The following is a 24,403-nucleotide window of genomic DNA, read 5'->3' on the forward strand; positions in this document are numbered from 1 at the left end:
TGCCCMATGCCCMATGCCCCATGCCCAATGCCCCATGCCCAATAACTAAGCAGTTATTTCCGTACTGCCTGGGTTTTGAGAACGAGTTAGGTTATCAAATACAACTTGGCCCAGGGCTTTAATTAAGCTTGCTTCTAGTTCCTGAGCCATTTTTAAATTTAATCCAAAGGCATTATTGGCTTCTGCCACAATCCGTTCTGCTGTAGCATCATCGATGGGTAGTTCATTTAATACCTGACGATACTTATCCTTAAATGCCTTTTTATCAGGAATTCGCTCAAAATTGTAAAAAGATGTGCCTTCATAGCCAGAAAGCTTGAGGGCTGATTGAGCAATTTTTTGTAGCATTTGACCCCCGGAAAGGTCGCCCATGTAGCGAGTGTAGGCATGACCTAGCAGTAAAGCCGGTTCATTAGCAGAAATTTCCCGAATGCGATGAATGTAAGTCTGGGCAGCAGATGAGGGGCTGACTTGCTTTCTCCAATTATCCCCATAATAGAATACCATGTCTTTTTCTAGGGAAGCTTGGCGATTCAGTTCGGGAAAATAAACCGCACTAATCACAGGATGGTTTGTATGGCTTTCTATGGCGGCTTCTAGTTCGCTGTAGATGTAATACAAGTTGCTGAGGAACTTGGCGAAGCAGTCTCTGTCTACAACTCCTTTGAGAAAACATTTCATAAATCCCACGTTTTCTGCTGAGGTGTGGGCTTGTTGAGTTCCAGAGCGCAGTTTGATGGCGAGATTGCTACTCATTGTTGCTCCCTTGATGTTCAAGTGCAAGGTTTTAACCAGTCATCGTTCAGGATGGCTTGTGTTAACAGAGTTATAAGCAGGACTTACGCAGCGAGATTATTTGTTGAGGTCGGGAATGGGGCATTGGGCATTGGGGATTTTTTCCTGCTATGCGTAAGTCCCAAAAAGATTGTTATTCCAGGTTTAAAATAGGATCTGCATTACTCTATCCAGCAAATACCTGTGCTGATGTAGATCCCAGCTGTTTTTATTTCTCCTAAGATTATTTAACTATTAATATTTGCATAACTATTGAGTTATTAAAATTTATTTATATTTGAGGAATTAAAAGTTTAAATACACAGTTATAGAAACTCGGAAGTAAAAAAATATTCTACAGAAGACTGTTGACTGTTGACTGTTGACTGTGAACCTTTAACAGTCAACGACCATGTGCTGTTGTTTATTTTTTGGAGTTCCCTTACTTGAGTAATAAAAAATATCAGTAGTGCCTATTGATTGTTGACTTTTGGGTTAAAGGGGAAAGGGGAAAGGGGAAAGGGGAAAGGGGAAAGGGAAAGGGGAAAGGGGAAAGGGAAAGGGAAAAGGGGAAAGGGGAAAGGTTTCAAATACATCCTTTACCCCTTAACCTTTTCCCACACCACAAGGGAAGTTCATACTGCTTATCTGAATCGTATTGGAGCATAGACAGTAAAGTGTCATAAATTCTTTAGAAAAGGACTAAAGTACTCACTAAAAAATCAATACAAAGCTTTTTACATTAGTTAACATAGTTTAGTTTTTCAGGTCGTTCTACTTAGAGGTATCTAAAATTTGGATACTTATAAAATAGCTTTTCAAACATCCTCTAAGGTTACTTTATAAATAACCTCTTAACAGTCAACAGTCAACAATCAACAGTCAACTTCTAATTCTCCCTACTTCCTTTTTTCTCTCTTCCACTAGATTTTGGACGAGTAATGTTTCCTGTTCCTGATTTGTTTTGCAGAATGGCAATTTCCCTTTGGGTATCTTGATAACTATCTTTTTCGCCTTGTTGTTGGAATAGTTTTGCAGCTTTTCTAAAATCTGCGATCGCTCCTTGTTTATTTTTCTGTTTGGCACGAATCACACCGCGATTATAATAAGCTAAGGCATTGTTAGCATCAATGGCGATGGCTTGTGAATAATCCTGATTTGCAGCTTTTCTATTTCCCAGTTCCAAATAGGCGTTACCACGATTGTTGTAAGCTGCGGCATCATTAGGATCTAGTTTTAGTGCTTCGGTATAATCTTGAATAGCACCTTTATAATCTCCGAAAGAAAAGCGGTGAATGCCCCTATGGATGTAAGCAGGAACAAATTTAGGGTCGAGTTTTATAATAGTGTTATAATCTTCGCTTGCTTCTATTTTGTTGCCTAAATCGCTGTAAATGTCACCACGATTAAGATAAGCTTCTATATATTTAGGATTGATATTAATGGCATCTGAATAATCTTTTAATGCCGCATATTTTTGCTTGTTAATAACTTGAGTTAAACCCCTTTGATAAAAGGCTCTAGCATCACTAGGATCGATTTTAATGATTTTATCAAAATCTTGCATTGCTGCTTGTCTGAGTTTGAGGCGACGGCGGAGAATACCCCGTTGTAAGTAGGCTTCTCTATACTCAGGTTTAATGGCGATGGCTTTGGTAAAATCTCCCAATGCCCCTTTATTATCTTTAATTTGAACGCGGGCTAATCCTCGGCCATAATAAGCGTATGCATCTTGAGAGTTGAATTTAATCGCTTGGGTGTAGTCAGCGATCGCTTCTTTATATTTGCGTAATTCATACAACGCAAATCCCCGGTCATAATAGGCATTAGCATCTTGAGGATTCAGCAAAATTGCTTGACTAGAATCGGTTTGTGCTTGCTCGTAGTCTCCTAATCGATAATAAGCATCACCTCGCTTGTTATAAGCTAAAGCATTTTTGGGTTCTAATTTAATCAACTGACTAAAATCTTGAATGGCTCCTTCATAATTGGCTGCATCATATTTATTTAACCCTTCTTGATATAATTTTTGTTGCGGATTATCTTCAGATTTTTGTAACTGCAAAAACCATCCGACAATACCAAGTGTCATACAGCCAGCTATTCCTGTCATCACTAACAATAATTTTTTGGAATGCCGATTTTGTTGGTTGTGTTCGAGGCTGGTTAATTTTTTTAAATCATCTAAAACTTCAGTTGCATACTGATAGCGTTTTCTATAATCGAACCGCACCATTTTATTAATAATATTTATTAATTTTCTGTTAATTTTTAAATTTTTATTGTGCCAAATAATTTCTTTTGTGAATCGATGCTTTTGATTTCGCACATGAGATATTTCATTGGTTGATAAACCCAGAAGTGCGGCGATGGCAACTATACCTAAAGCATAGATATCGCTGTTGTATTTCAGGTTGCCATTAACTTGCTCTATGGGTGTATATTCAAGATGATGAGAATTGCTGCTAACTTCATTAATAGAGTTAAAATCAACTAAAACTAACTTTTTATCTGAATCACGGCGAATAATATTTTCTGGTTTAATATCTTGGTGAATCACTCCACGGCTATGCACAACTATCAAAATTTCTAATATCTCTGATAAAAGACTAATTACTTGGTCTTCCCTCAGTGGTTGTCCTGGTAAAATTTCATCAGTCAAAGGATTGCCGGGAATAAATTCTTGGACTAAATAAAATTCTTCATTTTCTTCAAAATAAGCAACTTGCTTCTGGATTTGGTCGTTTTCTTGTCCGAGTTGCTCTAAAGTTGTTACCTTACTAGCCAACAAACGGTGGAGAATTGTTAAGTTTTGTGTATTGTTTGTAGAAAAATATAGCCGCTTGACTACAAATTTTTTGGCAGAAAGATTCACATCTTCTACTAAATAGGTTTTTGCCTTTTCCCCATCCTTGAGAACTTTTAGTATTCGGTAGCGTCTATCTAGGAAGTGACTATTCATTAATAATCAACTATAGTCTTTTAGTCTGATATTTTATTTGATTATAGTGTACGTGTTATTACTGGTAATTTTAAAATCAAAAAAATTATGAAAATAAAAATAATTGTGGCAAAACTCCATTGATAAGTCCTATTAATTAGTTAATACTGCATATTTCTACTAATATTTTTCTTTTTCCGTAAAATTTTACTGATGACATACGGTCATATACTATCAAGCTTAAGTAAGGGGCGTGCATCAAAAGACACTTGGGGCAAAGGATAAGAATATTAAGAGGTTATTTTGATCCTTACTCTTCAGCAATCCCACTCATGACACCTTATCCCCAAATGCGGTAAAAATAGCGGATCGAGTGATACATAATCCGAGTCTAAAAGATTGAAAATCAACAGATTTGGGCAAAACAAAGACAAAGTGGCTACTGTAAAGCGTCAATTACTTGAGGCGCTGAGCCGTCGTGACATAGCTGCTGTTAGTAGGCTGATTGCACATTGGCAAAAAGTTCTGGGAACGGAAAAGTTAACTAATTTGATTGTTAACGAGGTAATGGTGGAATGCGATTCTGACAGCCACCGTTGGTTTTGTCAAATTTTTCTTGGGCAAGGGCAATACGAACAGATGCAAGAAAAAGCCCAAACTAACGTTTTTCAAATTCTTTTAAGTGGAGGTTTAGAACCGGGAAAAGACTTCAGCTTTGGATCTGATGGCAGACTTTTGATGAGCGATCGCGCCAAGGAAATTTTACTGTCCCAAGTACCAGAGCAACGTAAATTTTTGTTTGCAGCACAGTTAGAGCCTTTAGCAAGCGAAGATGGAGTTATTGCTATTGAGCAGCAGTTAGGATGTGCATTTTTTAGTAATTTGACTGAAATTGCCATCCAACACATTCAGACATTAAGCAATTCTCAAGCAGCAGCTTATCTGGGAGTACTAGTTGCTGGCTTAGTATCCCGTCATCCTCAACTTCAGGATGCAGACTTTCCCACACGATTTATACTTAGTACTCTCCAAGGATTGCCGGAAGAACGAGCAATGTTGATTCTTAACGATCCAGAAGAAAATCCCCAATTTGATGAGTTGATCGTTTTTCAACATTTATTAGCGGCAATGGGAGATACAGAACATCAGCGAATTACTGAGGAAGATGGCGGTATCAGCCTTGACCAACTCAAAAAACTTGATTTAGTTTGGCGTGGCGATCGCAAAATTTCTGAAATCATAGCCATGATGGAAAGATGGCATCCCAAAAATAGATAGATTTTGCACACAAAGCTAACGCAAAGACACGGGAACGCCGGGATGCAAAAAGATTTTTATGTCGTTGACAGCTGACTGTTAACCGTCAACGGTCAACGGTCAACAGTTAACAGTCTTATGTAGAATATTTTTTTACTTGGAAGTCTTTAACAGCATTGGCTTATGCTGGTACAACAAATTTTTCAGTTCCAGCCAGTCCAAAGGCGCTATGAATAGCTTGTAAAGCCTTAACACCTTGGTCTTGTGCCACAACACAGCTAATTTTGATCTCTGAAGTGGCAATCATTTGAATATTTATTTGTTGTTGGGCTAAGGCTTCAAACATTTTAGCGGCAACACCTGGTTGTCCCACCATACCAGTACCGACAATACTTACTTTGGCGATCGCACTATCTAAAACCACTTCACCCCATCCTACTTCTGTTGCTACTTGGGTGAGCAGCTGTTTTGCATTTTCTCCATCTATCCGAGAGACAGTGAAGGCAATATCCCGCCTGGGAATACCATCAATTACATGACAACGCTGAGATTGGATAATCATATCAACACTGATGTTGTGTTGTGCTAATAATCCAAACAATTTTGCTGCCATTCCTGGTTTGTCTGGTAATTGGCGAATTGCCAAACGCGCTTGGTTTAAGTCTAGGGCGACGCCACGAACGGGAGGAGTAGGAGACGCAAAGATGGGGAGACGCGGTGACACGGAGAAATTATCAAATACTCTCTTTGTGTCCCCACATCCTTGTGTCACCGCGTCATTTTCCTCTGCTTCGATTTCAAATGCTTTACTCAGTGCAGTAACAGCCCGATGGCATTCGGCCGCATCCACTACACAGCTGACTTTCACTTCACTAGTGGAAATCATTTGTATATTTACACCCGCTTCAGCTAAGGTGGCGAACATCTTCGCAGCTACACCAGGACGCCCAATCATACCTGCCCCTGAGATGCTGACTTTAGCGATGTTATTTTCTACCATCACTTCGGCTTCGTCGGATTTGGGGTTGGATGGACTCCTCAAGGCTGGGGCGATGGCTGCTGCTACTGCTTCGGCTCGGTTTAAAATAGGTGTTGTTACTGTAAAGGCAATGTCATTACTATTACCTTCATGAATTGATTGAATAATCAAATCTACATCTACTTTTTGGCGGGCAATTTCCCCAAACAACCTTGCTGCAACTCCTGGCTTATCAGGGACGCGCAATAAAGCCACCTTTGCTTGGTCAGTATCAAATTCTACAGCATCCACTGGACGAGCAATTTCTAGATTGATGAGCGATCGCCCTTTGGATTTGGTAGAGATAACCCAAGTACCTGGATCGTCCGTCCAGCTAGATCTCACTACTAAGGGAACGCCATAGTTACGAGCAATTTCCACAGCACGGGGATGCAAGACTTTTGCTCCCAAGCTAGCTAGTTCTAGCATTTCATTGCAGGTGATGGTATCCATCAACTGAGCTTCGGGAACTAAGCGCGGGTCTGTAGTTAAAATCCCTGGGACATCTGTATAAATTTCACAAAAATTGGCCTGTAATGCTGCTGCCAAAGCTACTGCTGAAGTGTCCGAACCACCACGCCCCAGAGTTGTGATTTCCATTTCTTGAGTGCTGGATATACCTTGAAAGCCAGCTACTACAACCACTTTTCCAGCATTAATGTGGCGATTTAAGCGGCTAGTTTCAATATGCAAAATCCGAGCGCGGCTATGTTCTGCTTCAGTCACAATTCCTACCTGAGCGCCAGTCATAGAAATTGCTGGTTGTCCGAGTTCCTGCAACGCCATACTCAGTAAAGCAATGGTGACTTGTTCGCCAGTGGAAAGCAGCATATCCATTTCCCGGCGGTTAGGATTTGGCGAAATTTCATTAGCTAGTTTGACGAGTCCATCAGTGGTTTTCCCCATTGCCGAAACCACCACAACCAGAGAGTTTCCAGCTTTGACAGTTTGATAAACGCGCTGTGCAACAGCCTGAATGCGTTCCACTGAACCGACAGATGTACCACCATATTTTTGAACTATGAGCGCCATAACTTTTAGCCAATCAATTGTGTCTGTTTTCCTCAATGCCTCCGCCAGGTAGGAAGCTTTGAAAGTAATATGATAAGCTGCCCTTGCATCTAAAGCCGCACATATTTTGGTGTTGGTTGTTGACTGTTAACCGTCGGCGGTCAAACAACTTTACGAGTAACTGTGCAATTTTAAAGCGCAATCGCTTATTTACTTTACTAAGTTATCAGAATCAATTGACACAAAAAATCTGAAATGGATATTTTGTCAGAAATTTTTGAGATACATGCCTGATTTTCTCAATCAGCATCTTTCATCCCATACCTTCTATAGATGGAATAGACCTCTTGCACAAGAGTGCTTTTTGCACTCTTGTGGGGAAAGGGGAAAGGTTAAAGGGGAAAGGGGAAAGGGGAAAGGGGAAAGGGGAAAGGGAAAGGGGAAATAGCAAACTCTTCTCCTTTTCCGACTTTTGCACTCTTACTCCATGACCTGCGCTCACAAGGAACAATAAAATTCAATATTCTCATGCCCACTTGCCCTGAGCGAAGCCGTTCGCGTAGCGTCTCGCAGAGAAGGGATGCCCAATGCCTAATGCCCTATTTTTAAGGCAGAAGTTTAATGAAAGACACCCTAACGCCCTTGCCTGTTCGTAGTAAACAGTCAACGGTCAACGACTCTCTATTTCTTATTCGACACAGCTAATCAAAAATTAAAATTGACTAAATAACAAAAATCCTGTCTGAAATAGCCCGACAATGAAACCTAAAACACCACCTAAAGTTACAATTGCCTGCAATTCATTTTTCACAATTCCTTCGATGGCAGCTTCTAAATCAGCAGGTGAAGTTGATTTTACACGGTCAACTATTACTTGATCTATGGATAAAATTGGAATTACTTGCGCCACAAGGGCCTCTAAATCTTTTTCCAAATATTTTTCTAAAATGACAGCTAATTCTTGACTCATCACTTCTAAAGAAGTACCGACAACAGGTGAACTACTCAAGCGATTCAATAGCACCACAGCAATATTTTCCCAATTAACAGAATCAGTTAACCCTTGTAGGAAATCACTGCCACTGGTTTGCAAGTAATGACGCACACTTTCCCGTGTGGTCTTTCGTAGTTGGCGCACTGTTCCTATGGGTAAGTTTTGTAATGATAAATTTTGCAGTAATTTGCGAATGCGATCGCGCATTTGTAAATCTTGAGTTAATTCCTGCAAACGAGTATTGGTAGCTTCTTTTTCATCTAAGCAAAAAGTCCTGAGTCGCGTTAAAGTATTACGTAAACCAAACAAATTTGCTACTACCCAGTAAGTACCACTGGTTTTTTCCCGAAAGCCTTCATCAATAATTTGAATTGTGCGATCGGTTAAAAAATCAACTATGGCTTGCCGCAATATATCTGGTGGCAAAACTACCTGTAATAACCAATCTGCAAGCCTCGTGGCTTGTTCTTCAGTCAATTGAAATTCCAGCAAAATCTGGTCAAAAATTTGATTAATCTGCGCTTCTAAAAAGTCTTCTCGCCGTGATAAAACCTTTAGTAATCTTGGCAAGGACTCTCCTAGTAAATCCCGCAAAATTCCGGCTACAATTTTAGCGCTTTTCTGGTTTTTATCTGTTTTGACTTGTTCGATGGCCAGCCGCAATAACCAAAGAATCGCTCCTTGTACGCGTTCTCTTTGTAACAGACGCCGTGCCAGATTTTGTAATTCCTCTGGCGTTAATAGCGACCCCATGATTGTATTGGAAATATTCTGAGCCAGACGTTCCTGGTTGCGGGGAATTAATCCAGGTGTGAAAGGTACTCTTCGTCCCGCAATATAAATTGCTCGGTAGGGACGGAACAACATTTTGATGGCTACATCATTTGTGAAATAGCCAATAATTCCACCCAGTACAGGGGGAGAAACATAAAGCCAAAGATGAGACCAGTCCACAGGATTTTGATTTGGAATTTGGGAGTGAGGAGTTAGGAGTTAAGAGTTAGGAATGATCGATTTTCATTGAGAACCGATCGCTACTCATAATTTATAAGGGACTTACAAGTAAAAAAATATTCACGCATAAGACTGTTAATTGTTGATTGTTGACCGTTGACCGTTAACAGTCAGCAGTCAACACTGAACAGTCAACGACCCCAAGCGGAATAATTTATTTTTTGGAGTTCCCTAACCTTATAATTCATAACTTTCAATTCCTAACTCTTCACTCATTTTTCTTGACTACTAGCACTCCCATCATACCGTTGGCAATGGGGTAGTGTGTGGCAGTTCCAAAACCAACTTCATAAGCTAACTCCACTTGCTTTTTACCGATGGGAAAGCGGTCTAAGCTGGGACTGATGTAAGCGTATTCTTCCTTTAAGCCCAAATTATCCGCAATCGGCACCACAAAATTGTCCAGATACCATTGCTGAAAACCCCGTAGTTGGAGATTACTCGGTCGATGAAAGTCTAAAATCGCAGCTTTAGCACCAGGCTTCAGGACACGGTATAACTCTTGCAGACTGCGGGAAATATCTTTAACATTTCTTAAACCATAGCCCATTGTTGCAGCGTCAAATTGGTTATCGTCGAAGGGCAAATTTAGTACATCAGCTTCCACCCAAGCGATAACAGGTTGGGGGTACTGTTTTTTTGAGCGTTCTTGAGCAGTTTCCAGCAGGTTTGGAGAAAAGTCCACTCCATACACTTGTCCATTTGTTCCTACACGCCGTGCCAAACGTAAAGCTAAATCACCGCTACCGCAACACAAATCTAGTGCAGTATCACCGGATTTAGCCGCACTCCATTTCACTGCCATTTCTTTCCAGATTCGGTGTTGTCCCAGGCTCAACCAATCGTTCAACTGGTCATAAACTGGAGCAATGCGGTTGAAAATGGACTGAATTTCGTTAGTCATTGGGTATGGGGCATTGGGCATGGGGCATGGGGCATTGGGCATGGGGCATTGGGCATTGGAGATTAGTTTTCACAAATGACTAATGACTAATGACTAATGACAACTACACAATGCTTTGATGGCAGCGACTACTGGTCAGAGCGATCGCCACCAGTTGTGTTGATAAATCAATCAGCTTTAATTCATCTTCTCGCAAAATGCACGGTTGTTTCCACTGTAGTGATAATACGCCCAAAAGTTCATTTCGGTAAATAATGGGCATGACTAAATGCGCTTGCACACCTGAGTTTTGGTAGTGAACAGCATCATTTAATTTGCTATCTTTGGCTATATTCAAGGAAAGTTGTATTTTTCCTGTGGCGATCGCTTCTTGGGTAAGCGGGTCTTGGGAAAGCCAATTTTCTACTGTACCTGTATCGCTGTAATTTCCTTGAGTAGCAGCCAGATTATTTCCATCTATAAGTTGTATAATACAGCCCTGAGTGCCAAAAGTTTCACAAAAAGCCCTAGCAATTGGGCTAAGAGTTTCTTCTAAGCTAGAAGCTGCTTGAGTCAGTTGCACTAAAACACTCAGCAACGCCATTTGAGCGTGGGCGCGGCGTAACTCTTCTGTGCGCTGCTTGAGCAAGTCGTAGGTTTCTGCTGCCCTTTGCACCACTGCCTTGAGTTCCCCTGGATCCCAAGGTTTGGTAATATATTTGTAGACTTGTCCGGCATTAATCGCTTCCACCAAGTCTTCAATATCAGTAAATCCCGTGAGAATTATCCTGACTGTATCAGGAAACTGAGGCACCGTCTTACTGAGAAACTCAGTTCCTTTCATTTCTGGCATTCGTTGATCGGAGATAATCACAGCAACCTCTCCTTCTGCTGCCAAAACTTGTAGGGCATTCACCCCACTATCAGCTTTCAAAACATTAAAATCTCGTCGAAAAGTGCGATAAAGCAAATCGAGATTATCTGGTTCATCATCAACCACCAGAATTTTCAGCTTTTTTGGTCGTTCCAGAGTCATCACTTGATATTGGATTTTATCAATTTCGAGGTTAGGATTATCCATAAGATATTTCCTTTAAATATTTCATTATCTTGTTATATTCCATACCAAGCTTAATTGAGAACAAATTCAATTTTTTAAGAACTATTACTGATAAAAATGCTATTTCCGACACATTTTATTATTAAGCACGGAAAAATTGTTGAGGAATTGAATAAACGGGGAGTGGGGACTGATGAGTGATAACTGTTGACTGTTGACTGATGAGTGATGACTGCCCTGTTCCTCATCTTCCTACTCTGTGCAGCTCATAGATTAGAATAAAACTTGCTCATGAGGTATTAATCAACCTCTCAAGTTGAAGCTCACACACCGATTTATGACAGATCTACCACCCAACACTCAAGATTCTGAAAATACTATCAACAATGATGTAGCACAAGAGTTACTACGAAAGTTGAGGCAAAAGCAAGGTAACTGGGTGGAATGGGGAACGGCCATTGCCTCGTTGCAGAAAACTGGCTACAATCCCCAAGAAATTTTTGAAGCCACTGGATTTGAGCCAATTCAACAAAATCAGGTGATTGTTGGTTCTCAAGTTTACAATTCTTTAGAAAAATTTGGAGTTTCTGAAGCCACGCGATCGCACTACAGTACACGTGGTAGTGATATTTTATATGAATTACGTTTGCTCACCCAGGAAGAACGGGCGGCCGCAGCTGAGTTGATTTTCGTACACAAACTCGATGCTGATGAAGCGCGGGAAGTAGCCAAGTCCATTAAAGAATTTTCTTATTTGCGTACATTGCCAGAAGGGTTTTCTAACCATCCTGGGGATGCGGTTGCTTACCAAACTTGGAAACTAGCACGGCAAAACTCAGATTTACAGGAGCGATCGCGCTTAATAGCTAAAGGCTTGCGTTTTGCTCACACACCAACAGCCAGAAAACAAATCGAACAATTGCTGACTGATTTTACCACCGTTCCCAAGCGTCCGGCTCCAATTTTACCTTTTTACCGCTTGGAATCTGAAGAACAATTGCCTAGAATGGTTCCAGTGGTGGGCGAGTTGCCATTATCAGGAAAAGATTTACAGGCTGTGCCCGTAATTACCGAAATTGAACCATTTCGTATGGTTAAATTTGCTGGGGAACAAGCTTGGGTACCCTTACCAGGTTGGCAAGTACTGTTGGCAGCAGAAGATCCAGTAGCGATTTTAGCTTCTAGCGATCGCTTTTCTAACCAACCCCAAACTCGAATAGAACCACTACTAGTAGTAGTAGATCGTGCCCAACGACAATGGGATGCTTCCAACTATTTTGTCATTGAAAATGGTAGTGAATTAGATTTTCAATGGTTTGAAACCGAGCCAGAAATTCCTCTATTAGGAAGAATTATTATTATTGTGCGTCCTAAGAAAATTTTGGATGAAGAAATAATCAAAGATTCATGGCAGATTGACGAATAAATTTAAGGGCAGAGGGCAGAAGGGTAGGGGGAGACAAGGGAGAGGGGGGAGACAAGGGAGAGGGGGGAGACAAGGGAGAGGGGGGAGACAAGGGAGAGGGGGGAGACAAGGGAGAAAGATTGCTACCTTGTCCTCTTCCCATACCCAATGCCCAATGCCCAATGCCTAATGCCCAATATCTTGTATAATAAGGATATACCAAATAACCGTAATCACACTCAAATTAATCAAGCTGGTATGCTCTACAGACATGGTGACGTTCTACTCAGAAAAATTGCTAGCTTACCAGTGGGGGCTGAAAAACGTGTAGGTGCAACTTTGGCTCATGGGGAACTCACGGGACACAGCCATCGGATTCAGCAATCCCATGCTGTTCAGTTGTGGGTGAATGGTAGCGAGCTTTTTCTTGAGGTTAAAGAACCCACTGCTACTTTAATTCATGAAGAACATCGGGCTATAGAATTACCGCAAGGACTTTACCGAGTTTGGAGACAACGTGAATACCGCCCTGAAGCTTATGTAGAGGTTGCAGATTAATGCTGAAGATTATGTCAAATGGGCGCGTGCCAAATAGACCAGTTAAGCAGCGCCCACAGCAAAGCCACGAACCTATAACGGCTGAACGTGCAAGAAAGCTGATACTTGAGTATCGGGCATGGGATGGAATGCGGGTTTTAGGCCATCTGGATTTAAGCGGTGCTTTGGAACTTTACAATTTACCTGAAAACCTCACCTGTGAAAGCCTGGATATCAGCGATTGTGTGAAGCTGACAACTCTGGCCAAAGGTTTGCACGTCACCCACTGGATTGAGTTAGCTGGGAGTGGGATTACTAGTTTACCTGAAGGGCATGGTTTTGTTTTGCGTTGGCGGGGCGTGCAGGTGAATGATGCCATTGCCTTTGCATCGGACTCCATAACCGGGCAAGATATCCTCAACACTGATAACGTTGAGTTACGCCGCATACTCATTGAGCGCCTGGGCTACGAGAGATTTTTGCAACAAGTGGGAGGCTTAGTCCGTCATCGGGATAGAGATGCAGGTGGAGAGCGTCAACTAATCTGCATTCCTTTTGAGGATGACGAGCATTTTATGGTGTTGAAAGTCAGCTGTCCATCTACAGGACATACTCATATCCTACGCGTTCCCCCATATATGCAAACATGCCATCAAGCCGCTGCTTGGATTGCTGGCTTTGATAATCCAGATGATTATAATCCGGCGATGGAGGCATAATGTTCCCCATTCCTTCTGATATCAAGTTCGGGTAATCACTTACAATTCAAAATTCTCCGTGTCAGAGCGTCTCACCGTCTTTGCGTCATTCTTATCGTAAGTATTTAGATGAAAAGCGATATGGGCAACTACAGAGGTCAAAATCTTAGGATTGCTCTTATCATAGGCTGGGGTATAAATCTACCCCGGTTAATATTGAGTCTTGAGTAAGAAATGTTACGCAAATATGAAAAATCAAATTATCGCCGCAGCTGTATTTTTAAGCACCCTTAGCCTGACAACAACCGTACAAGCCGCGAATTCTGAACACGTTCAACAGTTATTGGCAACCAAACAATGTCAAAACTGCGATTTAACTCATGCAGGTTTAGTGATGGCTGATTTATCTGGAGCGAATTTGAGCGGTGCTAATCTTGCAGGTGCGAACCTGAGCCGTGCAAATTTGAGCGGTGCTGATTTGCGGGGGGCAAACCTGAGTGGTGCTAGTTTATATGGTGCTAACCTAACCGAGACTAGATTTAGCGGTGCCAATTTAGCCGCTGCTGATTTGAGAAATAGCTATTTAACAAACGCAGAATTAAATGGTGCTTACCTGAATAGTACTAACTTCCAAGGTGCAATGGGGATACCATCACAAATTGCCTCACCAGAGGATTTTTATGCCTTGGGTGTAGCACAAGGAGAAAAAGGCAACCACCAGCAAGCAATTAGTTATTTTAGTCAAGCGATCGCCATTAAACCAGACTATGCCGGTGCTTATCTAGCTCGTGGTGTAGCCCGCTACCAATTATTAGATAGACAAGGTGCCTTCGTAGATGCCCAAGTTGCTGATAAATTGTTTACATCCCAAAATAACAGTTCTGGAATGCAAACAGCCCAGGCTTTTATGAAAGAACTCCAAACACCCTATACTGAAAAAGTAAGCTCCGGTAGTCCCAGTTTTGTTGACTTTTTCGGCAGTCTTGGTTCTATCTTGCTTCAGTTTTTGCCTTTTTGATGACTGTTGACTAATGACCAATGACCAATGACCAATAACTAATGACTTTATCCAATGAATTATGGAATAAAAATCAAGATTTAGCTCAAGCTTGTTTGGAGCATCCTTTTGTTCAAGGCATTGGTAATGGAACTCTGGAACGAGGGAAATTTGCTTATTATGTAGGACAAGATGCTTTTTTCTTAGAAGCTTTTGCCCGTGCGTATAGTATTGCCGCAGCGAAAGCACCAGATTGGGCGGGTTTTATGACATTTCATAACTTAGCTGGAGGTGTATTAACAGAACTGCAATTGCACAGTGGCTATGCTTCCCAGTGGGGAGTTAATTTGCATTCTGTGGAACCTGGAACCGCTACCCGTCGCTACACTGATTTTTTGCTAGCAACGGCTTGGAGTGCAGATGTTGGTATAACTGCTGCGGCCATGTCTCCTTGTATGCGTTTGTATGCTTTTTTGGGAGAACAGTTAGCTAGTAATGGCATCCCGAATCATCAATATGCTGACTGGATTCGGACTTACAGCAGCGCGGATTTTCTGCCATTGGCACAGCAGTTAGAAAGTTTAGTTGAAAATTATGCCACAGATAATGGTGTTGTGCATTCAACTTACCGTTATGCAATGCTGTGTGAGTATGACTTTTTTCAGGCTGCATGGAGTTTGTAGGAATTTGGCAGAGAAAGGGAGAGGGGGAGATGGGGAGATGGGGAGATGGGGAGATGGGGGAGACAAGGGAGAAAGATTGCTACCTTGTCTACCTTGTCTACCTTGTCCTCTTCCCATCCCCAATGCCCCATGCCCCATGCCCCATGCCCCATGCCCCATGCCCAATGCCCCATACCGAATAAGTATTCAAAACAGTACTATTGTTCTACTGTAAACTAATTAAAGATAGTATTATTAAGGACTGTTTCACAAGAAACTCCTTTTTTGCCGCCCAGTATGTCAGAATCACAGCTCACAGCTTCCCCGAAGTTCCTTTCAGAGCAAGCTAATGCCCAGGCTTCTCTATTAAACGGACATCTTCCCTCGCCCAATAGCCAGAATACCATTCGGATTCGGGGTGCTAGACAGCATAATCTGAAAAATATAGACTTGGAATTGCCACGCGATCGCTTAATTGTTTTCACTGGTGTTTCTGGTTCTGGTAAGTCTTCTTTGGCGTTTGATACGATTTTCGCTGAAGGACAACGCCGCTATGTGGAATCCCTCAGCGCCTATGCACGGCAATTTTTAGGACAATTAGATAAGCCGGATGTAGAAGCCATTGAAGGCTTGAGTCCAGCAATTTCCATTGACCAAAAGTCAACTTCTCATAACCCCCGTTCCACTGTGGGTACGGTGACGGAGATTTATGACTATTTGCGGCTGTTGTTTGGTCGCGCTGGCGAACCCCATTGTCCGATTTGCCATCGCTGTATTGCACCCCAAACAATTGATGAAATGTGCGATCGCATTCTGGAATTACCAGACCGCACTCGTTTCCAAATTCTTGCACCCGTTGTTCGGGGTAAAAAAGGCACACACCGTAAGCTTTTGTCAAGTCTGGCATCCCAAGGTTTTGTCCGCGTGCGTGTCGATGGCGAGGTGCGGGAATTATCAGATTCCATTGAATTGGATAAAAATTTAACACACACCATCGAAGTAGTAATTGACCGCTTGGTAAAAAAAGATGGTATTCAAGAGCGTTTGGTCGATTCTTTATCTACGTGCTTAAAACAGTCTGGTGGCATTGCAACCATCGTTGTCAGCAGCAACGATGGAGAGACAACAACTGACGAAGAATTAGTATTTTCGGAAAATTTTGCTTGTCCAGAACACGGCGCGGTGATGGAGGAATTATCGCCGCGATTGTTCTCGTTTAATTCGCCCTATGGTGCTTGTCCTAACTGTCATGGAATCGGGACTTTGAGGAGATTTGCACCCGATTTGATTGTACCAGACCCGGAAGCGCCAGTTTATGCGGCGATCGCTCCTTGGTCAGAAAAAGATAATTCCTATTATTTGGAATTGCTCTACAGTGTAGGGCAAGCTTACGGATTTGAATTACAAACAAATTGGAACAAGCTGACAGCAGAACAGCAGCAGACTCTTTTGTATGGCGAAAAAGAAGAAAAAACAAAAACAGATAAAAAACAAACTTTTAAAGGTATCGTCCCAATTTTACAACGGCAATATGAGGGTGGCTCGGAGTTAATTAAGCAAAAATTAGAGCAGTATTTAATTGACCAGCCCTGTGAAGTTTGTCATGGTAAAAGATTAAAACCGGAAGCTTTAGCGGTGAAGTTGGGACAATATGGAATTTTAGATTTAACTAGCGTCTCAATTCGAGATTGTCGGGAAAGAGTCGAACAATTAAAATTGAGCGATCGGCAATTACAAATTGCTGATTTAGTCCTCAGAGAAATTAAAGCCAGATTGCAATTTTTGTTAGATGTTGGTTTAGATTACCTCACCCTAGACCGTCCAGCAATGACCCTTTCTGGTGGCGAAGCCCAACGCATTCGTTTAGCAACACAAATCGGTTCTGGTTTAACAGGAGTTCTCTACGTTTTAGACGAACCAAGTATTGGTTTGCATCAACGAGATAATGGTAGATTGCTAAAAACTTTAACTAAGTTGCGCGATTTAGGTAATACTTTAATTGTCGTGGAACACGATGAAGAAACAATTCGTGCAGCCAACTATATAGTTGATATTGGCCCTGGCGCAGGAATTCACGGCGGAAATATTATCGCCCAAGGTGATTTAGAAGCATTATTAACAGCAGAAGATTCCTTAACTGGTGCTTATTTATCAGGCAGGCGAGTAATTAATACACCACCAGAACGCCGGGAAGGAAATGGACGCAGTTTAATCATTAAAAATGCCCATCGCAACAACTTAAGAAATATCGATGTAGAAATTCCATTGGGTAAACTTGTTGCGGTTACTGGCGTTTCTGGTTCTGGCAAATCTACCCTAGTCAACGAATTACTTTATCCATCATTACAACATCATTTAACTAAGAAAGTTCCCTTACCCAAAGACTTAGATAAAATTCAGGGATTAAGTTCAATTGATAAAGCGATTGTCATAGATCAATCGCCCATTGGACGCACACCACGTTCTAATCCTGCAACTTACACAGGAATTTTTGATGCCATTCGGGATGTATTTTCGCAAACGATAGAAGCCAAAGCTAGGGGTTACAAACCAGGACAATTTTCCTTCAACGTCAAAGGCGGACGTTGCGAAGCTTGTAGCGGACAGGGTGTAAATGTAATTGAAATGAACTTTCTCCCTGATGTTTACGTGCAATGCGAAATTTGTAAAGGTGCAAGATACAACCGCGAAACATTGCAGGTGAAGTATAAAGACAAATCTATTTCCGATGTTCTCAACATGACAGTTGAGGAAAGTTTAGATTTTTTCCAAAATATTCCTAAAGCTTTCGCCCGTTTGCAAACTTTATTTGATGTCGGCTTGGGTTATATTCAATTGGGACAACCTGCCACAACTTTATCTGGTGGTGAAGCGCAGCGGGTAAAATTAGCCACAGAATTATCTCGCCGCGCCACAGGTAAGACACTTTATTTAATCGATGAACCAACAACAGGTTTATCTTTTTATGATGTCCACAAATTATTAGATGTTTTGCAAAGATTGGTGGATAAAGGCAATTCAATTTTAGTAATTGAACACAACTTAGATGTGATTCGTTGTGCAGATTGGGTGATAGATTTGGGGCCAGAAGGCGGCGATAAAGGCGGAGAATTAATTGCTGTGGGTACACCGGAGGAAGTTGCAGCAAATCCCAAATCTTATACCGGGCAATATTTACAACAGGTATTGCAGCAGTATCCGCCACAAGCAACTACGATAAAAAGTATGTAAAGGTAAATGAGTATTTTTCAGGAGAACTGAATGGATGACCAGGAGTTAGAAGTTCTCTTAAACGACCTGGAATCAGACCGGGTTGAAAGGAAAGCTTCGATTTCTGATAAAGGTAAGCTTTGCGAAGCTATTTGTGCATTTGCCAATGACTTGCCTAACCACCAAAAACCAGGAGTTTTGTTTATTGGCGTTAATGATAATGGCATTTGTGCAAACCTTACCATAGACGATAGACTTTTGCTGACACTTTCGGCTATGCGTTCTGATGGCAACATATTACCTTTTCCATCAATGATTGTTCAAAAGCGAAGTATTAGTGGTTGCAAACTAGCTGTAGTAATTGTAGAACCATCAGATGCTCCTCCTGTGCGCTTTAATGGACGTGTTTGGATAAGAGTTGGGCCACGTCGAGCAACTGCTACAGCAGAAGAAGAACGTCGTTTAGCTGAAAAAAGACGCTCAAAAGACTTACCTTTCGATTTACAACCTCTACCATCAGCTAGTTTAGATGACCTAGATTTAGAAATTTTTCGTCGAGTTTATTTACCTTCTGCTTTGGCAAACGATATTCTTCAAGAAAATCAACGCACTGTTGAACAACAACTTCAATCAATGCGTTTTTTAACAGTTAATTTGTTGCCTAAACCAACTATCTTGGGTGTGCTAGTGGTGGGTAACGATCCTAGACAATTCGTTCCCAGCGCATATATTCAATTTCTTCGCATTGAAGGCATAGAATTAACAGACCCTATTAAAGACCAAAAAGAAATTGGCGGCCCGATCCCAGATTTGTTGCGGATGCTGGACGAAATTTTTCAAGTTCATATTTCAGTGGCGACAGACATCACTGCTCAACCAATAGAACTGCGACAGCCTGATTATCCAATAGTTGCCTTGCAACAATTAGGAAGAAATGCGGTTATGCATCGCACTTATGAAGGGACAAATGCGCCAGTAAGAATTACATGGTTTAATGACCGAATTGAAATTCAAAATCCTGGCGGCCCTTTTGGTCAAGTAAATCGGCAAAACTTTGGACAACCAGGCATCACAGATTATCGAAATCCTCACCTTGCCGAAGCCATGAAAAACCTTGGTTATGTTCAGCGATTTGGGTTAGGAATTGCACTCGCTCGCCAGCAACTTCAAAAGAATGGTAACCCACCTCTAGAATTCACTGTGGAAGATGCCCATATATTGGTGACCCTTAAGAGAAAACCATGAGTGCAAAAATTGTTGCTTTCTTTAATAACAAAGGAGGAGTTGGTAAAACTTCTTTGGTTTATCACTTGGCATGGATGTATCAAGATTTAGGATTGCGAGTAGTTGCAGCCGATTTAGATCCCCAAGCTAACCTTACTGTCAGTTTTTTAGGTGAAGAAAGGTTAGAATCATTGTTTTTACAAGAAAATAAGATAGGCACTATTTTTGATTGCTTAAAACCTTTATTAAAGGGTATTGATGATATTGAAAAGCCACATCTGGAATATATCCACGAAAATCAGTTATCAGAAAATTTAACTTCATTATCTTTATCTACAGAATCAGGAAATTTAGCTCTTTTACCTGGAGATATCATGCTTTCTAGTTTTGAAGATGAACTTTCAACACAGTGGAATAATTGCCTTGGAAAAAGTAACCAAAAAAGGTCTTTTCTCGAAACTTCTGCTTTTTGGAGAATTTTGCAGAAAGCTGGCAATGTTCATAAAGCAGATATAATATTAGTAGATTTAAGCCCTACTTTAGGAGCAATAAATCGTGCAGCGCTGATTGCAGCAGATTATATTGTTATACCTCTGACATTAGATTTATTCTCATTACAAGGCTTGCAAACAATTGGTAATACTTTTAAAAATTGGAGAACTGACTGGAAATATAGATTAAAGCAAAACAATACTAACAGAATGCTATTGCCAAAAGGTGATATACAGCCTATTGGTTATGTTGTTTTGCAGATGCCAATTCGATTAGACCGCCCAGTAAAAGCATATAATAGAGCTATATTTGAAATTCCAAATACTTATCAAGAAATAATTTTAAATCAGCCTAGTGAAAAACAAGTCTCTATTGAAAACGATCGAAACTGTTTAGGTTTAATTAAAAGCTATCTCGGTTTAATGAAAATCGCTCAAGAAGCTCAGAAACCTATGTTTCACCTAAAACCTGCTGATGGTGCTATTGGCGCTTATGCTAAAGTTGTGAAAAATGCTTATGATGATTTTAATTATTTAGCTTATAAAATAGCAGAAAAAACACAATTACAAATTCCATGATTGGATTTATTATCAAGATTAACTGATGACTTATTGTCTTCAAATAAAATAGCGATCGCGCCTCTGTCCAAGACCAATAAACGCCTATTTTCAAATAGTACCCAACAGTTAACTAGCTGTTTCTCCCCTTTGCCAAAACTGCTTTAAAATCTCTGTTGGCTTTCTGTCCCACGTGTCAATATGTTCGTATATCAAATTATCTTTGTTGAGTTTATAAGTTGAATAGCCGTTAAAAAGCAAAGGTGCTTTCCAGGGAACGCGCAACACTCCCCGCACTGTCCAATTTACTAAAATAGTATCTTCAGCAGACTGTTTTATATCATGTACATCAAAATAAATTTCGGTAAAAAATAGTCGGGCATGAAATCGCAAAGTCCAAAAGATAATCCGATAATTAAATTTATATTTGAATGTATTCACCGGGTCTTTAAAATAGATATTCCGTGTATAAATATCATAGGAAATATCTTTTTCAAAAAGTGTGGGTAAATCGTGTTTGAGAGTTTCAATTACTTGTTCCATCTGCAAATAAGTAGTTCAATCTCATTAAATGTTATTATGAGCGGAACCGAGTATAGTGAAGTAATCACAAAGAATCTATAGCAGTCCTAAATCATTTGTCAAATCTTACTGGCGAGGCTGTTGTTTAACTACAGTCAACAGTCAACAGCCACCACTGATATTTTTCACAACTCAAATAGGATTGCTATATTTTACCTTTTTTATGGTTGACCTGCTATTGTTGACCGTGAAGCGTCAACAGTCAACAACTTCAAGTAGAATAATTTATCTTAACGAATCAAGATTCAGCGAAAAACAGTTTTTGATTGAATGGAATATAGTTGTAGGGTAGCATAGCTGTGCTACCCTACTGTGTTAGTTGGTTTGTACTAAAAAAGCTCTTAAGCCTTGTTATGCAACGATTTTACTGACATCAAGGGGAATATCCTCAACAACCCTTGGCACAGTATCAATGATAATTGAGTGACTTAGTAGCGATCGCTAATCCTAAACTCTATGATTTCTTCCAAGGGCCCCAGATTGCAAAAGTAATCCCCGGAGTTTGGATGTTGACAAATAAAGTTTTACCATCTGGTGAGAAGCAGGCACCAGCGAACTCGTTGGTATTTAAAGCATTACGGGCAAATTGATAAAGTTCCCCTTTGGGAGTAACACCTACTAAGAATTGGTCATCATCCCCATCTTCACAAAGGATGAGATCCCCATAGGGCGAGACGACTATATTATCTGGATTTTCCAGTTCAGCAGCAGATGTAGATTCAACAAACAATTCAATAGTCTCTTTCCCTGGAATGTACCGCCACACTTGACCAAGCCCTAAAGCACCACCACTCGTACAGCAAAAGTAAAATTCACCGTCACCATACCAGATACCTTCTCCACGGGCAAACTGAGCTGCTCCTTTGGCAAAACCCTCAACTCTTACAGTATCTTGGGCTGGATTTGGCTCAGTAATAGTCACCCACTCTACTTTAAAGGGTTTGCGTTTGGGGAAATTTGCAAATGTTTGTGCTTGATAGATATCTTTGATTTTTAAGGCTTGAAGAGTACCTCCTTCTTTTAATTTGCCTGGTACTTTTGGGATAAAACGATAGAAAAGGCTATCTCCCGTATCTTCAGTTTCATAAACAAATCCTGTTTTAGGATCTACCGCAACAGCTTCATGGTTAAATCGTCCCATAGCTATTAGAGGTTCGGGGTTGACGGGAGTAGTGGTGCTAGCCGGAACTTCAAAGTTATAGCCGTGGAACTTCGATACATAGTTTCGATTCCCCACTGGAAAGGAAGTTGGTGTGGTGGTATTTTCTTCACAAGTAATCCATGAACCCCAAGGAGTTCGCCCACCTGCACAGTTACGATAAGTTCCACTTAAAGAAGTAAAATGTTTGATCAGCTTGCGATCGGGCCCTATAACTAAGTTTGTCGTACCGCCTTTACAAAATGAATCGTAAGGACGTGGCCCCTCAACTTTTGTAGCAGAAGTAGGACTGAGTTCGTGATTGCGAACCAAAATAACTGTGCCTTTCGGGCCAGGGAAAGCCGCCATCCCATCATGGCCACCAGGTACTTTAGTACCATCGTTCATCAAGTCGTCTGTGAGAGAGAAAGTACGATACTTAAATCCAGCTGGTAAATCTAATAAGCCATTGGGATCTGGTATGAGTGGCCCGTAACCTTTACCAAATACAGGATGACCATTGGCTTGTCTAGCAATAAGACCTTCTAAAGGAGAGGCTAACAAAGTGCCAGCAGCACTTGTGCCTGCTAATGTAAAGAATCTACGTCGAGATAATTTCATAAAAATTTTTTGGCTACTGAAAATGCTGACAAGAAATTATTCGACTTCAATTAAATTTAGGTAATGCTTAATTTAATTTGGGATTATTACTTTTAATTTTCTCTCGATACAATCGACAAAAATGATAATTTTATTGGATATACAATATTTGGTTAAGAGTAGTTAAAGAATAATTTAAGTTAAAAAATATAAGATTTTTATGTTTCTCTGACAAAGAAAGAACATAAAGTATATGGATTAGATTTAATCTAATGATACAATCTGCCCAAAGGTGTTTGAGACCTGATTCAAGGTTAATCAATCTTGAATTTTTGATTGCCTATAGTCTACTGTTAACGAGTCTACAAGCGTCTTTCAGATTAGTCTCAATCACTTTAAGTAGGAAATTCAAGATTTGAAATTTGGAATGAAAAGATTTATTCTGCCTGTTATTAACGGGTCTTGTATCTTGCTTTTTTGCAAGATTATCGAAAGAATTACGATCTAAAATTTCAAATTTCCAATCTAAGTTTGCACAGTCAAACAAAAGCTATAACAACATTAAAATCTATTGCTGTTATCAAGACAATGAAAAGCATTCATAACCCAATCAAAGCTACTGTAGCTATTGCTGCGTTCAGTTCTATGGCTACTTTCACGAATATCCAAAGTGCTGATGCTGCTTCTTTTGAACTGAATTGGCAAGGAAATCAAGGCTATTCAGCCAAGGGAAATTTCAGCTATGACGATAGTTTTATAGGAAACATCGTCACTAAGGAACAATTGACTGATTTTGCTATTTCTTTCTTCGATCCACAAGGAACTTTATTACAAAATTTCCAATACGATTTTCCCCAAACCGATACTAGTTTCAATTTCAATTTTGATACAGTTACAAACACTGTTCTACAAACAGGTAACTTTGACACCGCTAATGGTTTTGATTTGGGAATTGACTTTGCAACAGATGTGACGGGCTTAGATTTTTATACTTACTTAAATGCCGAACAAGGATTGCCAACGGCTACAATTTTCTTAAAAGACGATCTTTCACCGGAAGTATGCGATACATTCCCAGACTGTAGATTAGATCTTGGAGGTCAGTTAACAGCAACTGCGATTCCTGAACCTGGTGCAATTACTGGACTGTTAGTAATGGGTTTTCTGAGCAGAGTTATCAAGAAAAAGCCAGCATCTACATAGACAGTAAACCCGAATAGTTGAAGCTAGCTTGATTAGAACTGTAATTGACAATTATTTTAGCTCTAACAATCAACAATCTGGAAGAAGGGCCAGATCTAAACTTTTTAGGGAGTAACTACCCACTCAAATTACAAACTTGAGATCCC

General features: G+C 40.6%; 19 protein-coding genes. 11 read left to right on the forward strand and 8 right to left on the reverse strand.

Going from position 1 to position 24,403, the window contains the following annotated elements; genetic code table 11:
• Positions 1-45: 45 nt before the first annotated feature.
• Together VF06_RS31985 and VF06_RS31995 are read right to left on the reverse strand one after the other, a co-directional pair.
• On the reverse strand, positions 46-756 hold the full coding sequence (locus tag VF06_RS31985; protein ID WP_099070746.1) for a biliverdin-producing heme oxygenase: 711 nt from the start codon (positions 754-756) through the stop codon (positions 46-48).
• 907 nt (positions 757-1,663) lie between these two features.
• Positions 1,664-3,736 (reverse strand): tetratricopeptide repeat protein, encoded by a 2,073-nt coding sequence (locus VF06_RS31995; RefSeq protein ID WP_099070748.1) that lies wholly within the window; start codon positions 3,734-3,736, stop codon positions 1,664-1,666.
• A 414-nt stretch (positions 3,737-4,150) separates the two neighbouring features.
• Here VF06_RS31995 and VF06_RS32000 point away from each other — a divergent pair, with 414 nt between their 5' ends.
• On the forward strand, positions 4,151-4,993 hold the full coding sequence (locus VF06_RS32000; protein WP_244918191.1) for a hypothetical protein: 843 nt from the start codon (positions 4,151-4,153) through the stop codon (positions 4,991-4,993).
• 160 nt (positions 4,994-5,153) lie between these two features.
• Here the strand turns inward: VF06_RS32000 and VF06_RS32005 are convergent, their stop codons facing one another.
• The 4 genes from VF06_RS32005 to VF06_RS32020 form a co-directional block, all read right to left on the reverse strand.
• Positions 5,154-7,022 (reverse strand): aspartate kinase, encoded by a 1,869-nt coding sequence (locus VF06_RS32005; protein WP_099070750.1) that lies wholly within the window; start codon positions 7,020-7,022, stop codon positions 5,154-5,156.
• 691 nt (positions 7,023-7,713) lie between these two features.
• Positions 7,714-8,949, reverse strand: coding sequence for a DUF445 domain-containing protein (locus tag VF06_RS32010; RefSeq protein ID WP_099070751.1), 1,236 nt, complete (start codon positions 8,947-8,949; stop codon positions 7,714-7,716).
• A gap of 268 nt (positions 8,950-9,217) precedes the next feature.
• Positions 9,218-9,913: a bifunctional demethylmenaquinone methyltransferase/2-methoxy-6-polyprenyl-1,4-benzoquinol methylase UbiE gene (gene ubiE, locus VF06_RS32015; protein WP_099070752.1), complete on the reverse strand. Its 696-nt coding sequence runs from the start codon at positions 9,911-9,913 to the stop codon at positions 9,218-9,220.
• Positions 9,914-10,016: 103 nt separating this feature from the next.
• Complete coding sequence (locus VF06_RS32020; protein ID WP_099070753.1) at positions 10,017-10,973, reverse strand: response regulator; 957 nt, start codon at positions 10,971-10,973, stop codon at positions 10,017-10,019.
• Between the two features lie 316 nt (positions 10,974-11,289).
• Here VF06_RS32020 and VF06_RS32025 point away from each other — a divergent pair, with 316 nt between their 5' ends.
• From VF06_RS32025 to VF06_RS32065, 9 genes are all read left to right on the forward strand, one after another.
• Positions 11,290-12,378: a RuBisCO accumulation factor 1 gene (locus tag VF06_RS32025; protein ID WP_099070754.1), complete on the forward strand. Its 1,089-nt coding sequence runs from the start codon at positions 11,290-11,292 to the stop codon at positions 12,376-12,378.
• Between the two features lie 147 nt (positions 12,379-12,525).
• Positions 12,526-12,915, forward strand: coding sequence for a DUF8820 family protein (locus tag VF06_RS32035; RefSeq protein ID WP_244918192.1), 390 nt, complete (start codon positions 12,526-12,528; stop codon positions 12,913-12,915).
• Between the two features lie 11 nt (positions 12,916-12,926).
• Positions 12,927-13,613: a DUF6745 domain-containing protein gene (locus VF06_RS32040; protein ID WP_244918193.1), complete on the forward strand. Its 687-nt coding sequence runs from the start codon at positions 12,927-12,929 to the stop codon at positions 13,611-13,613.
• Between the two features lie 226 nt (positions 13,614-13,839).
• Complete coding sequence (locus tag VF06_RS32045; RefSeq protein WP_099070756.1) at positions 13,840-14,610, forward strand: pentapeptide repeat-containing protein; 771 nt, start codon at positions 13,840-13,842, stop codon at positions 14,608-14,610.
• Positions 14,611-14,651: 41 nt separating this feature from the next.
• Positions 14,652-15,272, forward strand: coding sequence for a TenA family protein (locus VF06_RS32050; RefSeq protein WP_099070757.1), 621 nt, complete (start codon positions 14,652-14,654; stop codon positions 15,270-15,272).
• A gap of 45 nt (positions 15,273-15,317) precedes the next feature.
• Entirely contained in the window at positions 15,318-15,491 is a 174-nt protein-coding gene (locus VF06_RS41570; protein ID WP_180267952.1) for a histidine kinase, read from the forward strand.
• Between the two features lie 57 nt (positions 15,492-15,548).
• A complete protein-coding gene (uvrA, locus tag VF06_RS32055; RefSeq protein WP_180267513.1) occupies positions 15,549-18,482 on the forward strand; it encodes an excinuclease ABC subunit UvrA in 2,934 nt (977 codons plus the stop codon).
• A 30-nt stretch (positions 18,483-18,512) separates the two neighbouring features.
• Positions 18,513-19,706, forward strand: coding sequence for an RNA/DNA-binding domain-containing protein (locus tag VF06_RS32060; RefSeq protein WP_099071079.1), 1,194 nt, complete (start codon positions 18,513-18,515; stop codon positions 19,704-19,706).
• On the forward strand, positions 19,703-20,755 hold the full coding sequence (locus VF06_RS32065) for a ParA family protein (protein WP_099071078.1): 1,053 nt from the start codon (positions 19,703-19,705) through the stop codon (positions 20,753-20,755). Before VF06_RS32060 ends, VF06_RS32065 begins: the two co-directional genes overlap by 4 nt.
• A gap of 108 nt (positions 20,756-20,863) precedes the next feature.
• On the opposite strand, the gene VF06_RS32070 is transcribed toward VF06_RS32065, so the two are convergent.
• Together VF06_RS32070 and VF06_RS32075 are read right to left on the reverse strand one after the other, a co-directional pair.
• Positions 20,864-21,277, reverse strand: coding sequence for a C6orf136 family protein (locus tag VF06_RS32070; protein ID WP_099071077.1), 414 nt, complete (start codon positions 21,275-21,277; stop codon positions 20,864-20,866).
• 493 nt (positions 21,278-21,770) lie between these two features.
• Complete coding sequence (locus VF06_RS32075; RefSeq protein WP_099071076.1) at positions 21,771-23,075, reverse strand: alkaline phosphatase PhoX; 1,305 nt, start codon at positions 23,073-23,075, stop codon at positions 21,771-21,773.
• A gap of 567 nt (positions 23,076-23,642) precedes the next feature.
• On the opposite strand from VF06_RS32075, the gene VF06_RS32080 reads away from it, so the two are divergent.
• Positions 23,643-24,257, forward strand: coding sequence for a PEP-CTERM sorting domain-containing protein (locus tag VF06_RS32080; RefSeq protein ID WP_099071082.1), 615 nt, complete (start codon positions 23,643-23,645; stop codon positions 24,255-24,257).
• Positions 24,258-24,403: the final 146 nt, after the last annotated feature.

This window comes from Nostoc linckia z4, assembly GCF_002608075.1.
Classification (GTDB): Bacteria; Cyanobacteriota; Cyanobacteriia; order Cyanobacteriales; family Nostocaceae; genus Nostoc; species Nostoc linckia.

Excerpts from the sequence above, each read along its gene's own strand:
- VF06_RS31985 (WP_099070746.1), bottom strand. The coding sequence starts at position 756 with ATGAGTAGCAATCTCGCCATCAAACTGCGCTCTGGAACTCAACAAGCC.
- VF06_RS31995 (WP_099070748.1), bottom strand. The coding sequence starts at position 3,736 with ATGAATAGTCACTTCCTAGATAGACGCTACCGAATACTAAAAGTTCTC.
- VF06_RS32005 (WP_099070750.1), bottom strand. The coding sequence starts at position 7,022 with ATGGCGCTCATAGTTCAAAAATATGGTGGTACATCTGTCGGTTCAGTG.
- ubiE (WP_099070752.1), bottom strand. The coding sequence starts at position 9,913 with ATGACTAACGAAATTCAGTCCATTTTCAACCGCATTGCTCCAGTTTAT.
- VF06_RS32020 (WP_099070753.1), bottom strand. The coding sequence starts at position 10,973 with ATGGATAATCCTAACCTCGAAATTGATAAAATCCAATATCAAGTGATG.
- VF06_RS32025 (WP_099070754.1), top strand. The coding sequence starts at position 11,290 with ATGACAGATCTACCACCCAACACTCAAGATTCTGAAAATACTATCAAC.
- VF06_RS32035 (WP_244918192.1), top strand. The coding sequence starts at position 12,526 with ATGCCCAATGCCCAATGCCTAATGCCCAATATCTTGTATAATAAGGAT.
- VF06_RS32040 (WP_244918193.1), top strand. The coding sequence starts at position 12,927 with ATGTCAAATGGGCGCGTGCCAAATAGACCAGTTAAGCAGCGCCCACAG.
- VF06_RS32045 (WP_099070756.1), top strand. The coding sequence starts at position 13,840 with ATGAAAAATCAAATTATCGCCGCAGCTGTATTTTTAAGCACCCTTAGC.
- VF06_RS32050 (WP_099070757.1), top strand. The coding sequence starts at position 14,652 with ATGACTTTATCCAATGAATTATGGAATAAAAATCAAGATTTAGCTCAA.
- VF06_RS41570 (WP_180267952.1), top strand. The coding sequence starts at position 15,318 with ATGGGGAGATGGGGGAGACAAGGGAGAAAGATTGCTACCTTGTCTACC.
- uvrA (WP_180267513.1), top strand. The coding sequence starts at position 15,549 with ATGTCAGAATCACAGCTCACAGCTTCCCCGAAGTTCCTTTCAGAGCAA.
- VF06_RS32060 (WP_099071079.1), top strand. The coding sequence starts at position 18,513 with ATGGATGACCAGGAGTTAGAAGTTCTCTTAAACGACCTGGAATCAGAC.
- VF06_RS32065 (WP_099071078.1), top strand. The coding sequence starts at position 19,703 with ATGAGTGCAAAAATTGTTGCTTTCTTTAATAACAAAGGAGGAGTTGGT.
- VF06_RS32070 (WP_099071077.1), bottom strand. The coding sequence starts at position 21,277 with ATGGAACAAGTAATTGAAACTCTCAAACACGATTTACCCACACTTTTT.
- VF06_RS32075 (WP_099071076.1), bottom strand. The coding sequence starts at position 23,075 with ATGAAATTATCTCGACGTAGATTCTTTACATTAGCAGGCACAAGTGCT.
- VF06_RS32080 (WP_099071082.1), top strand. The coding sequence starts at position 23,643 with ATGAAAAGCATTCATAACCCAATCAAAGCTACTGTAGCTATTGCTGCG.